This window comes from Devosia salina, assembly GCF_019504385.1.
Lineage (GTDB): Bacteria > Pseudomonadota > Alphaproteobacteria > Rhizobiales > Devosiaceae > Devosia > Devosia salina.
Map to the genome: position 1 here is coordinate 1,846,484 of NZ_CP080590.1, position 12,118 is coordinate 1,858,601.

General features: G+C 64.4%; 11 protein-coding genes. 4 read left to right on the forward strand and 7 right to left on the reverse strand.

The features are described from left to right. The first annotated feature begins 34 nt into the window (after nucleotides 1–34). Both K1X15_RS08825 and K1X15_RS08830 read left to right on the forward strand, forming a co-directional pair. Nucleotides 35–772 (forward strand): hypothetical protein, encoded by a 738-nt coding sequence (locus K1X15_RS08825; RefSeq protein ID WP_220307085.1) that lies wholly within the window; start codon nucleotides 35–37, stop codon nucleotides 770–772. Nucleotides 773–1,165: 393 nt separating this feature from the next. Beyond that, nucleotides 1,166–1,453: a GIY-YIG nuclease family protein gene (locus tag K1X15_RS08830; RefSeq protein WP_220307086.1), complete on the forward strand. Its 288-nt coding sequence runs from the start codon at nucleotides 1,166–1,168 to the stop codon at nucleotides 1,451–1,453. A 155-nt stretch (nucleotides 1,454–1,608) separates the two neighbouring features. Here the strand turns inward: K1X15_RS08830 and K1X15_RS08835 are convergent, their stop codons facing one another. The 6 genes from K1X15_RS08835 to K1X15_RS08860 are packed head-to-tail and all read right to left on the reverse strand — an operon-like array spanning nucleotide 1,609 to nucleotide 9,480. After that, the gene (locus tag K1X15_RS08835) at nucleotides 1,609–2,310 is read right to left on the reverse strand and encodes a response regulator (protein WP_220307087.1); all 702 of its coding nucleotides are present in this window, start codon (nucleotides 2,308–2,310) and stop codon (nucleotides 1,609–1,611) included. Further along, complete coding sequence (locus K1X15_RS08840; RefSeq protein WP_220307088.1) at nucleotides 2,307–4,991, reverse strand: sensor histidine kinase; 2,685 nt, start codon at nucleotides 4,989–4,991, stop codon at nucleotides 2,307–2,309. Before K1X15_RS08840 ends, K1X15_RS08835 begins: the two co-directional genes overlap by 4 nt. Beyond that, nucleotides 4,992–5,555 (reverse strand): potassium-transporting ATPase subunit KdpC, encoded by a 564-nt coding sequence (kdpC, locus tag K1X15_RS08845; RefSeq protein WP_220307487.1) that lies wholly within the window; start codon nucleotides 5,553–5,555, stop codon nucleotides 4,992–4,994. 13 nt (nucleotides 5,556–5,568) lie between these two features. Next, nucleotides 5,569–7,620 (reverse strand): potassium-transporting ATPase subunit KdpB, encoded by a 2,052-nt coding sequence (kdpB, locus tag K1X15_RS08850; protein ID WP_220307089.1) that lies wholly within the window; start codon nucleotides 7,618–7,620, stop codon nucleotides 5,569–5,571. Between the two features lie 9 nt (nucleotides 7,621–7,629). Continuing rightward, nucleotides 7,630–9,339, reverse strand: coding sequence for a potassium-transporting ATPase subunit KdpA (gene kdpA, locus K1X15_RS08855; RefSeq protein WP_220307090.1), 1,710 nt, complete (start codon nucleotides 9,337–9,339; stop codon nucleotides 7,630–7,632). Nucleotides 9,340–9,366: 27 nt separating this feature from the next. Continuing rightward, the gene (locus tag K1X15_RS08860) at nucleotides 9,367–9,480 is read right to left on the reverse strand and encodes a potassium-transporting ATPase subunit F (protein WP_220307091.1); all 114 of its coding nucleotides are present in this window, start codon (nucleotides 9,478–9,480) and stop codon (nucleotides 9,367–9,369) included. 203 nt (nucleotides 9,481–9,683) lie between these two features. Between K1X15_RS08860 and K1X15_RS08865 the strand changes: the two genes are divergently transcribed. Then, a complete protein-coding gene (locus K1X15_RS08865; RefSeq protein ID WP_220307092.1) occupies nucleotides 9,684–11,015 on the forward strand; it encodes a TrkH family potassium uptake protein in 1,332 nt (443 codons plus the stop codon). Further along, on the forward strand, nucleotides 11,008–11,682 hold the full coding sequence (locus K1X15_RS08870; protein ID WP_220307093.1) for a potassium channel family protein: 675 nt from the start codon (nucleotides 11,008–11,010) through the stop codon (nucleotides 11,680–11,682). The genes K1X15_RS08865 and K1X15_RS08870 overlap by 8 nt, the downstream gene beginning before the upstream one ends. Nucleotides 11,683–11,718: 36 nt before the next feature. Here the strand turns inward: K1X15_RS08870 and K1X15_RS08875 are convergent, their stop codons facing one another. After that, the gene (locus K1X15_RS08875) at nucleotides 11,719–12,111 is read right to left on the reverse strand and encodes a GFA family protein (protein WP_220307094.1); all 393 of its coding nucleotides are present in this window, start codon (nucleotides 12,109–12,111) and stop codon (nucleotides 11,719–11,721) included. Nucleotides 12,112–12,118 lie beyond the last annotated feature (7 nt).

A 12,118-nucleotide genomic window follows, 5' to 3' on the forward strand; every position in this document is an offset into this window, starting at 1 on the left:
CGCTCTTGCCGCGTAGCTCTTGAGGGAGACCAGCATGGTCGAACAAGAGAGAACCGCGAAACCTGCGATAGGGCTAAATGCCCTATCCATATATATTCTTTACAGAATCTACCTAGACTATGTAAATGATCAAGAAGATCAAATAACACTGGACTATATCTGTAGATCCTATTTCGCCAATCCTAGTAGGAACCTAACAAGGACCGCACTGGAACGCTTTCGCGGCAACGGATTCAGTTCGCCAAAATATATCCAGAGATCGGGAAACCGAACCGAAGGATACACCTACGCGATTTCGCCAGAAGGTATTGAAGCCGTCGAAGATGCTCTGGGCACCGAGAACTCTCTCATGCGCCACATTGCTAGGGAGGGCGAGGCCGCGCTGCTCGCCAACTACTCAGTCGACACTACCGGTGATGACGAAATTTTGGCTGTGGGAGAAAGTGCCAGCGAACCGGACGACTGGGCGGAAGTTGTGTTTGATGAAAACTCCGCGGAGTACAAGGAAGCCATCGATGCAGTTGAAAAGCTGGTCGTCGAAATCCGAATCAGCAACATCTTTTCAGATCAGTTCCCGGGGCAGTCTGGAGCAGTTGTAGACACCCTCCAGGGAGGCGTAGGGCATCTGAAGGAAGGTAAAGCTTCCCGGATGCAGGTTTTTCTTCTTCTGCAAAAGCCTATCATTTGGCTGGCAGAAAAATTCGTTGGAACTGCTCTTGGGGAAGTAGCTAAGAAAGCGGGAGCCGCTTTAGCAAAGTTGCTAGGCTTCTAAGACGTCAAAGCACTCCTAGTCAGCTCAAATTGCAACTTGCCGTCCCAGAGCCTCATGGTGAGGTGCGTAGCGAAGCGCAGCCTCGAACCACGAGGCGAGAGCCCCGATGCCACCGCGGGTGACTTCCCATTTACACAGCAAGACCGCCCTCGCCCTTCGAGACAGCGCTACGCGCTTCCTCAGGATGAGGGCTTCCGGTCGTGCAGCGCCATGGTCCGATAGCCATTCCCCTCTATGGCCAACGCAAACACCGCCCCCTCCAGAGCCTCATGGTGAGGTGCGTAGCGAAGCGCAGCCTCGAACCGCCCTGAGCCTGCCGAAGGGGGCGGCACACGTCACCGCTCCCTTGTCCTCACACAAAAATCCTCACACACTCTCTCTCGGAGGGGACACATGCAGGTCACGGTCTACATGCTCCGCTGCGCTGACGGCTCCTACTATACCGGCCTCACCAAAAAGCCGGCCGAGGCGCGCGTCTGGGAGCATAACCAGGGCATCGGCGATGGCTACACGAAAAGCCGGCGTCCCGTCGAACTCGTCTTCACCGAAACCTTCGAGCGAATGCTCGACGCCATCGACCGCGAGCGGCAGATCAAGGGCTGGACGCGCCGCAAGAAGGAAGCCCTGATCCGCTACGACTATGCGGCCCTGCCGGACCTGGCCAGCCGGAAGAAGCAGTAAAGCGCACCTCACCTCGAGGGCTTTGGAGAGGATGGCGACTGCTGACCCATCATGAGGCCTCACCCTGAGGTGCCGCGTAGCGGCCTCGAAGGACGAGGCCGGCCATTGCCGGAGAACATACGCCCCCACCCCCAACACCCACCCGCCCCCCCCCCTCACTCCATCTCGTCCCCAACCGCCTGGAGCCGATAGCCGACGCCGGGTTCGTTGCGGATCAGGCTGGGCTGTCCCGGCGCGATATCGACCTTGTTCCGTAGCTGGGCCACCAGGACGCGCAGATATTGCACGTCATCGGCATGGGCGGGTCCCCAGATCTGGCTGAGGATTTGCCGATGCGTCAGCACCCGCCCCGCCATGCGCGCCAGCAGCAGCAGCAGGTCGTATTCCTTGGGCGTCAGGTGCAGCACTGTGCCCTGCAGCACCACCTTTCGGGCGGCATCGTCGATCACCAGGGCACCCAGATCGATGATCGTCGGCGCCTTCTCGTCGGGCTCCCTGTGCCGCAGCGCGGTACGGATGCGCGCCAAGAGCTCGCCGATGCCGAAGGGTTTTTCGACATAGTCGTCGGCCCCCAGATCGAGCGCCTCGATCTTCTCGCTCTCGCGGTCACGGGCCGAGAGCACGATGATGGGCACGCTCGAAAACACCCGCACCGCGGCAATGACCTCCTTGCCGTCGCCATCGGGCAGGCCGAGATCGAGCACCACCGCATCGGGCGCCTGCGTGGCAATGGCCCGCTTGGCCTCGGCGACGCTGGCCGCCTGCACCACCTCATAATCGACGGCCAATAGGGCCGGCTTGAGGAACCGCTGGATCTGCGGCTCGTCGTCGACCACCAAAATCCGGGTGCGCGTCACGATCCCTTCTCCTCGGCCAGCGGCAGGCGAATGACGAAACGGGTGCCGCGCTTGCGCATGGCCGGGCTCTCCGCCTTGATCGTCCCCCCCATCGCGGCGACGAACCCCCGCGCTATGGAGAGACCCAATCCGGTGCCGGCCGGTCGCCCATCGCCCTTGGCGCGGCGGTGGAACTTTTCGAAGATCACCTCCAGCTCCTCCGCCGGAATGCCCCTGCCCTGGTCAGTCACGCTGATCACCGCTTCCCCGCCATCGCGACGGATATAGACGCTGAGCGGCTGCTCCGTACCGGCATATTTGCGCGCATTGTCGAATATGTTGAACAACACCTGCTCCAGCAGGCCCGCATCGGCAAGCGCCGGCGGCATGGAATCGGCCGTGCTGGCTTCGATCCTGAGGCGCGGCTCCAGCCGGGCCATACGCTCGGCGACACCGCCGACCAGCGCCGGCAGGTCCACCGGTTCGCGGCGTGGCTTGAGCAGCCCGGATTCGATGCGGGTCATGTCGAAGAGATTGCCCACAAACCGGGTCAACCGCCCCGTTTCCTCCTCCACGGTCACCAGCAGGTCCATGCGCGTATTGGCATCCATGCGCTCGCCAAGCTGGCGCAGCGTGGTGACCGCCCCGGTGATCGAGGCCAGCGGCGTGCGCAGGTCATGCGAGAGGGAGGACAGCAGGGCCGCCTGCAGTTTCTCGCCCTCCTGCGCCACCGCGGTCCTGGCGCTTTCACGCACCAGGCGCGCCCGGTCGATGGCAATCACCGCCTGTTCCAGCACCGCGGAAACCTGCCGCTCTTCGTCGGGCGACAAGGGGCCATGGCTGGGCGCCAGCCGCATGCCGGCCACCCCGGCCATGCGCTGGTCCGAGCGGATGGGCACGAAGAGATAGGGAACATTGGGCAAGGTGCCGGTCATGTACCCGGCCGGCTCCCGCTTGTCATGCGCCCATCGCGCCGCCGTCATCGCCGTTTCGTCCAGCGTCTGGTCCGGCGGCCAGGCGACCCGCATTTCGAGCTCGCCCCCCTCCTCCGTGGCCAGCGCGACGGCCGGCAGGCCCAGCATGGCATTGATCTGTGCCGTGGTGGCGGTCAGGGCGCCGTCGACGCCATAGGCGGCCGAAAGCTTGCGCGAGAAATCATAGAGTGCCTGGGTGCTGCGCACCGCCTGGCGGGCCCGCTCGATCTGCTCGCGCAGCCGCGCCGCCAGCGTGCCGGTCACCACGGCCACCGCCACGAAGATCAGCAGCGCCAGCACCTCGTGCGGCTTGGCGATGGTGAAGGTGCGCACCGGCTCGATAAAGAAGAAATTATAGGCCAGGAAGGACAGCCCGGCCGCCAGCAGGGCCGCAAAACGCCCCGCCAGGATCGCCGAAACCAGCACGGCCAGGAGGTAGAGGATAGACAGGTTCTGCAGCACCACCACCTGCGAGAGGCCCAGGCCAAGGACGGTGATGGCCCCGGCCGTCGCGGCCGGAATGCCAAGGCTGGCGACCCATTCGGGCAGGCTGCGCCTGCGGAACCGCAATTTTTTGCTCGCCGCCCCGGCGCTTTCCGACACCAGGTGGACCCCGACCCCATCCAGAACGCCGATCAGCCTGTCCGGCAGGGATCGCTTGAAGATGCGCATGGGAAAGCTGGCGTGAGGACGCCCGATCACGACCTGGGTGATGTTTTCCCGCCGGGCGATGCGCACGATCTCGGCGACAAAGTCGTCGGCAATCACCCGACGGACCTCACCGCCCAATTGCTCGGCCAGCACCAGTGTTGCTTCGAGGCGCGCCGACCTGTCGGCATCAAGGATCGGGTCGGCGCTGCGCGACAGGGCCACCACGATCCAGCGGGCATTGAGGCCCAGCGCCATGCGGCTTGCCGTACGCACCACCTTTTCGGACAGTTGGTCGGGGCCAACGCATACCAGCAGCCGCTCGCCGGTGACCCAGGGTCCCTCCAGCGCCTGCTGGCGCCAGATATCGGCCATCTGGTCGTCCACCCGATTGGCCGTGCGCCGCAGGGCCAGCTCGCGCAGGGCCGTCAGGTTTTCGGGGCGAAAGAATTTCTCGGCCGCCCGCGTCGCGCTCTCGGGCAGATAGACCTTGCCTTCCTTGAGGCGCTGGATCAGTTCGGCCGGCGGCAGATCCACCAGCACGACGTCGTCGGCCCGCTGCAGCACGACATCGGGCACGGTCTCGCGCACCGGCACGCCGGCAATGCGGGCCACCAGATCCGCCTGGCTTTCCAGATGCTGGACATTGAGCGCCGTCCACACATCAATGCCATTGTCGATCAGCTCGGCAATATCCTGGTAGCGCTTGGGGTGGCGCGCACCGGCATCGTTGGAATGGGCGAGTTCATCGACAATGATGATGGCTGGCCGGCGTCTGAGGGCCGCATCCAGGTCGAACTCGTCATAGGTCTTGCCCGAATGCTCGCCCTTGCGCCGCGGCAGCACCTCCAGCCCGTCGAGCAGGCGGGCAGTTTCACCCCGCCCATGCGTCTCGGCCAGGCCCACCACGATGTCGGCGCCGGCGGCCCGGCGCTGCTGGGCCCGCGAAAGCATGGCATAGGTCTTGCCCACGCCCGGCGCTGCACCGAGGAAGATCGTCAGCTTGCCGCGGCCTTCGCCTGCGGCAAGCTTGAGCAAGGCCCCGGGATCGGGGCGCCCCTTGTCCCGGGTGTCGCTCATTCAGTTTCCACCGGTTTCCAGATCGTCCAGCGCCAGGTTGAGTTCTAGCACGTTGACCACTGGCTCGCCGAAAATTCCGAGCAATGGCAGCTGTGTATGGCGCGTCACCAGCGCTGTCAGTTCCGGTTCGTCAATGCCGCGTTCGGCGGCGATGCGCGGGACCTGAAACTGGGCAAAGGCCGGCGAGATATGCGGGTCGAGACCCGATCCCGATGCCGTAGCCGCATCGGCAGGCACGGCTTCATCTCCATCGGAAAGGGCGGACACCCGCGCCGCGACGTCCTCGGCCAGCACAGCCGACGTCGCACCCAGATTTGTCCCGCCTGAGCCGGCCGCATCATAGCCGACCGCCGAAGGACGCGAATGGAAATAGCCGTCACCGGCGAAAGCCTGCCCGATGAGATCCGAGCCGACAATGGCGCCGTCGCGATGGACCAGGCTCCCATTGGCCTGGACCGGAAAGGCGGCCTGGGCGATGCCGGTGATGGCGAGCGGATAGGCCAGGCCCGTGACAAGGCTCAAGAGCACGAGCAGCACCAGGGCAGGACGGATTTGTGCAATCAACATTGCTCTTCTCCTAGACGAGGTTGAGGGCGCTGATGGCGAGATCGACCAGCTTGATGCCCAGGAACGGGGCAATCAGCCCGCCCAGCCCATAGATCAGCAGGTTTCGGCGCAGCAGCGCGGCAGCACCGACTGGCCGATAGGCCACGCCCTTGAGCGCCAGCGGGATCAGCACCACGATGATCAGCGCGTTGAAGATCACCGCCGAGAGGATGGCAGACTGTGGCGAGGACAGTCCCATCACATTGAGCGCCCCCAGTTCGGGATAGGTGGCGATGAACAGCGCCGGGATAATGGCGAAATACTTGGCCACGTCATTGGCGATGGAGAAGGTGGTCAGCGAACCGCGCGTCATCAGGATCTGCTTGCCGATCTCGACGATCTCGATGAGCTTGGTGGGGCTGGAGTCGAGGTCCACCATATTGCCCGCCTCGCGCGCCGCCTGGGTGCCCGATTGCATGGCGACCCCGACATCGGCCTGGGCCAGGGCCGGTGCGTCATTGGTGCCGTCGCCGCACATGGCGATCAGCCGCCCACCTTCCTGCTCGCGCTTGATATAGTCGAGCTTCTGCTCGGGCGTGGCCTCGGCGAGGAAATCATCGACGCCCGCTTCCGAGGCGATGGCGGCGGCGGTGACCGGATTGTCGCCCGTCACCATCACCGTCTTGATGCCCATGGCCCTCAGCGCCGCAAAGCGCTCCTTGATGCCGGGCTTGACCACATCCTTGAGATGGATGACGCCCAGCAGCCTGCGCCCGTCGGCCACGGCCAGCGGCGTGCCGCCGGTCCGCGCCACCCGGTCGACAGCAGCATTGAATTCGCTCGGCGCCTGCGCCCGGTCGAGTTCGGTGAATCTGAGGATGGCATCCACCGCACCCTTGCGGATTTGCCGTCCATCGATGTCGATGCCGGAAATGCGTGTCTGGGCCGAAAAGGCGATGGTGTCGCCCTTGGCGGATTCGGGTTCGGAGAGACCATAGTCGGACTTGGCCAGGGCAACGATGGAGCGCCCTTCTGCCGTTTCGTCGGCGAGGCTTGCCAGCAGCACGGCGCGGGCCAGATCGGCTTCATTGACCCCGTTCACCGGCAGGAATTCGCTGGCCATGCGATTGCCGAAGGTGATGGTGCCGGTCTTGTCGAGCAGCAAGGTATCGACGTCCCCCGCCGCCTCCACCGCGCGGCCCGACGTAGCCACCACGTTGAAGCGGATCAGCCGGTCCATCCCGGCAATGCCAATGGCCGAAAGCAGCCCGCCAATGGTCGTGGGGATCAACGTCACCAACAGCGCCGCCAGCACGGCCAGGGACAGGTCGGTGCCCGAATAGAGCGCCAGGCCATAAAGCGTCACCACCGCGATCAGGAACACCAGCGTCAGCCCGGACAAGAGGATCGACAGCGCGATCTCATTGGGGGTCTTCTGCCGCTTGGCGCCTTCGATCAGCCCGATCATGCGATCGACGAAGCTTTCGCCCGGCTTGGTGGTGATGCGGATGCGCAGCCAGTCCGAGATGATCTGCGTGCCCCCGGTCACGGCCGAACGGTCGCCGCCGCTCTCGCGGATCACCGGGGCCGATTCCCCGGTAATGGCGCTTTCGTTGACCGAGGCAACGCCGGCGATCACCTCGCCATCGCCCGGAATGATGTCTCCGGCCTCGACGAGCACGATATCGCCCACCTTGAGATCGGTTGCCGGAATGACCTCGGCTCCCGTGTTGCTTTCATCAGAGGGAAACAGCAACCGCTTGGCGAAGAGGTCCGACTTGCCGCGCTTGAGGCTCTCCGCCTGCGCCTTGCCGCGCCCTTCGGCGACGGCTTCCGCGAAATTGGCAAAGAGCACCGTAAACCACAGCCAGGCCGCGATCTGCCCGGAAAAGGCCGGGGCGCCGATGCCGGTCGCCAATTCCTGGACCCAGAGCAGGGTGACCACCAGCGCCACCACTTCGGTGACGAAGATCACCGGATTGCGCACGAGCTGGCGCGGATCGAGCTTGATCAGCGCGTCGCGCAGGGCCGGCAGCAGGATGGCCGGGTCGAAGACCGAAGGCGTTACAGCTTTCGTTGACATGATTGTCTCCTAGAACGTCTGGCCGGCGAGCATGAGCACATGCTCGAGGATCGGCCCCAGGGCGAGCGCGGGGAAGAATTGCAGGCCGCCGAGGATGAGGATGATGCCGACGAGGAGGCCGACAAACAGCGGCCCGTCAGTGGGGAAAGTCCCCGATGAGGCCGGCACTTTGGGCTTGCGGGCGAGCGAGCCGGCAATGGCCAGCACCGGCACGATATAGGCGAAGCGCCCGGCCAGCATGGCCAGCCCCAGCGTGGTATTGTACCAGGGCGAATTGGCGGAGAGGCCGGCAAAGGCCGAGCCGTTATTGCCGGCCGCCGAGGAATAGGCATAGAGGATTTCCGTCAGCCCATGCGGACCGGCATTGGCCGGGCCGGCAAGGCCCGCGGGGATGACTGCGGCGATGGCCGAGAAGCCAAGAATGGCCAGGGGCAGGATGAGTACGGCCAGCATGGCCAGCTTCATCTCGCGGGCTTCGATCTTCTTGCCCAGGAATTCCGGCGTGCGCCCAACCATCAGCCCGGCCACGAAGACCGTGAGGATGGCAAAGACCACCATGCCATAGAGGCCCGAACCCACGCCGCCGGGCAGCACCTCGCCCAGTTGGATCAGGAACAGCGGCACCAGCCCGCCCAGGGGCGTGAGCGAGGAATGCATGGCATTCACCCCGCCATTGGAAAGGCCCGTGGTCACGGCCGCATAAAGCGCCGTCATGGCCTGGCCGAAGCGGACTTCCTTGCCTTCCATATTGCCCAGCGCCGGATCGAGGCCTGCCGCGATATGGATCGGATTACCAGCGGTCTCGGCCCAGTAGATGGCGCCGATGCCGATGACCAGCAGCACCGCCATGGCCGACAGCAGGGCCCAGGCCTGCCGGCGGCTGCCCGCGATCTGGCCAAAGGTGTAGACCACCGCCGCAGAAATCGAGAGCATCGAGAAGATGGCGAGATAATTCGAAAAGGCATTGGGGTTTTCGAACGGATGGGCCGCATTGACGTTCATGAACCCGCCGCCATTGGTGCCGAGTTGCTTGATCGCCTCCTGGCTGGCCATGGGGCCCAGGGCGATGGTCTGGCTGGCGCCTTCCAGCGTCGTGGCGGCCACCGACCCATCCAGGGTCTGCGGCAGGCCCAGGGCCGCGAAGACCAGGGCGACGACGATGGCGATGGGCAGCAGCACGTAGAGTGTGGCGCGGGTCAGATCGACCCAGAAATTGCCGATCCGGTCGACGCCGGCGCGGGCGAAGGCCCGGGAGACGGCCACCGCAATGGCAATGCCGCTCGCCGCCGAGACGAAATTCTGCACCGTCAGCCCCAGCGTCTGGCTGAGATGGCTCATCGTCGTCTCGCCGCCATAGGACTGCCAATTGGTATTGGTGACGAAGCTGACCGCGGTGTTGAACGCCAGGTCTGGCGCCAGGCCCTCAAACCCCTGCGGGTTGAGCGGCAATCCGCCCTGCAGGCGCAGGATCGCGAACAGCAGCACCACCCCGAAAAAGCTGAACAGCAACACGCCCACGGCGTAGCCCAGCCAGCCCTGCTCCCCTTTGGGATCGAGTCCGGCCAGCCGATAGAAGCCGCGCTCGAGAGGGCCGATCACGGGTGTAAGAAAGGTTCGTTCGCCGCCGAAGACATCGGCCATGTAGAGCCCGAGCGGCTTGATTGCCGCGGCAACGAGGGCGAGTACCAGGCCGATTTGCAGCCAGCCTTGCCAGGTCATGTTTTGGTCTCCTTGGGGAGAAGAAAGTCAGAAGCGTTCGGGCGCAATGAGCGTCGCCAGCAGATAGCCGGCGAGGCCCAGCGCAATGAGAAAGGCGATCAGCAGCATGGCGGCCTCACAGGCGCGCCAGGCCGCGCGCATAGGCAAAGAGCCCAAGGAACGCAGCCGCGGTGATGGCGAGATAGATCAGGTCGAGCATGTATGCCTCCATGGGTGGAGGTCATCCAATGCTCCCGCCTCGCGTAAAAATTCCATCCGGAAGGTTTGGCCCGGCCATAAGAAAAGCATAAAGTCGCGCCGCACCCGGCCGCTCGTCGCGACCGTCACGAACAAGAAGGCCGAGTTTGAGATCGTCCCTGCAGCATCCTGCGCGCCTGGTTCCACTGGCGTTTCTGGCGGCCATCGCCATCGGCACAGCGCTGCTGTTGCTCCCGATCGCCAGGGTTGGCCTCGGTGGCGCCGACATCATCACCGCCCTGTTCACCGCGACCTCCGCCGTGTGCGTCACCGGCCTCATCGTCGTGGATACCCCGACCTATTGGACGCCCTTCGGCCAGGCCGTGATTCTGGCCCTGATCCAGGTCGGCGGCTTCGGCATCATGACCGGCAGCACCCTTCTCGGGGTGCTGATCAGCCGCCGGCTGGGGCTGCGCACCCGCATTATCGCCCAGGCCGAGACGCGCACACTGGACCTGGGGGATGTGACCGGGGTCCTGCGCCTCATCTTTGTCGTGACCCTGCTCGTGGAGCTGTTCATCTGGGCACTCCTGGCCCTGCGTCTGCACTGGGCCTATGGCGAGCCGCTGCCGGTGGCGATCTGGAATGGCCTCTTCCACGCCATCTCCGCCTACAACAATGCCGGGTTCTCGACCTATTCGGACAGCCTCATGGGCTTTGCCAATGACTGGCTTTTCCTCGGTCCCATCATGCTGGCGGTCATTGTCGGCGGTATCGGTTTCCCGGTCCTTGCCGATCTCAAGCGCCGGCTCTGGCAACCCTCGAAATGGTCGGTGCACACCAAGATCACGCTGCTGGGGACTGTCGTGCTGATCGTGGTCGGCACTCTCACCGTACTCGCCTATGAATCGGCGGCAGAGGGGACCTTGACCCTGGTGTCGCTGCCCGAACGCCTGCTCGATGCGCTGTTTCATTCGGTCATGACGCGTACCGCCGGCTTCAATTCCGTCGATATCGGCGCGCTGCGGACCGAAACGCTGGTGGTGACTGATATGCTGATGTTCATCGGTGGCGGCAGCGCCGGCACGGCCGGCGGCATCAAGGTGTCCACCGTGTTCATCCTGGCCCTTGCGGTATGGGCCGAAATCCGCGGCGAGACCGACACCACCGCCTTTCATCGCCGGTTCTCGACCGATGTACTGCGGCAGGCGCTGACGCTGATCGTACTGGCCTCCATTGCCATCGCGCTGGCGACGCTGCACCTGCTGTCGGTCACCGCCTTCCCGCTTGAGCAGGTGTTGTTTGAAACCATCTCGGCCTTCGCTACAGTGGGCCTGTCGACCGGCATCACCGGCAGCCTGCCCCCGTCGGCCGAGTTGACGCTGATTGCCCTCATGTTCGTGGGGCGCGTCGGCACCATTACCGTGGCCACCGGGCTGGCCCTCAAGCGGTCCCAGCGGCCCTATAGATATCCTGAGGAGCGCCCCATCGTTGGCTAGGAAATCCGCAGCACCGACACCCGGCAGCGTTCTTGTCATCGGCCTTGGCCGCTTCGGCGGTGCCGTGGCCGACTCGCTGGTAAGGCTTGGCCACGAAGTGCTCGCCATCGACGAGGACGCAGCCATCGTCCAGTCATGGGCCAATAGGCTGACCCATGTGGTTCAGGCCGACACAACCAGTTCAGACACGCTCAAGCGGCTCGGCGTCGCCGATTTCGAAAAGGTCGTCGTTGGTATCGGCACTGACATCGAAGCCAGCCTGATGACTGTATTGGCCCTCAGCGAACTCGGGGTGCCCGATATCTGGGCCAAGGCGCTCAGCACCAAGCACGGTCGCCTGCTCGAACGCACCGGCGCCCACCACGTCATCTATCCCGAGGCGGCGATGGGCGAGCGGGTGGCGCATCTGGTCACGGGGCAGATGATCGACTTCATCGAGTTCGATGACGGCTTCGCCATCGTCAAGACCCGCGCCCCCAAGGAGAGCCTCAACAAGACCCTGGCCGAATCCGCCCTGCGCAGCAAATACGGTGTCACCGTCGTGGGCGTGAAGCGCCCCAGGACAGATTTCACCTATGCCCGGCCCGAGACCCTGATCCAGCCCGGCGATCTACTGATCGTCTCCGGCGCAACCCCGCTGGTCGAACGCTTCGCCGCGCTCGAATAGTCACCAAAGGCCCCACGGGAGCCATTGCGGGACGCTCTACTCTTCTGCGCGCCCGGAGCCCTGCCGGTCGCGCTCATAGTGCCGCATATGGGTGAATTCGGGCAGCCAGGCCTCGCGGCGCAGCGTCCAGTTCTCATAGGTCGGCTCGAATTGAGAGGGCAGGTCGAGCGTACCAAGATGCACCTCGATCTCGTCGCCGCTCCGCGCAAACACCGACGACCCGCAGGCGGGGCAGAAGTACCGCCCCTGATACTGCCGGGTCTCCCCTTCGACCCGCACCGCATCCAGCGGAAACACGGCTGCGGCGTAAAACAGGGCACCATGATGCTTACGGCAGTCCAGACAATGGCAGATGCCGACACGATAAGGCTCGCCCTGCGCCACCAGTCGAACATTGCCGCAGAGGCAACCACCGCTCACAGTGTTCATCGCGCGC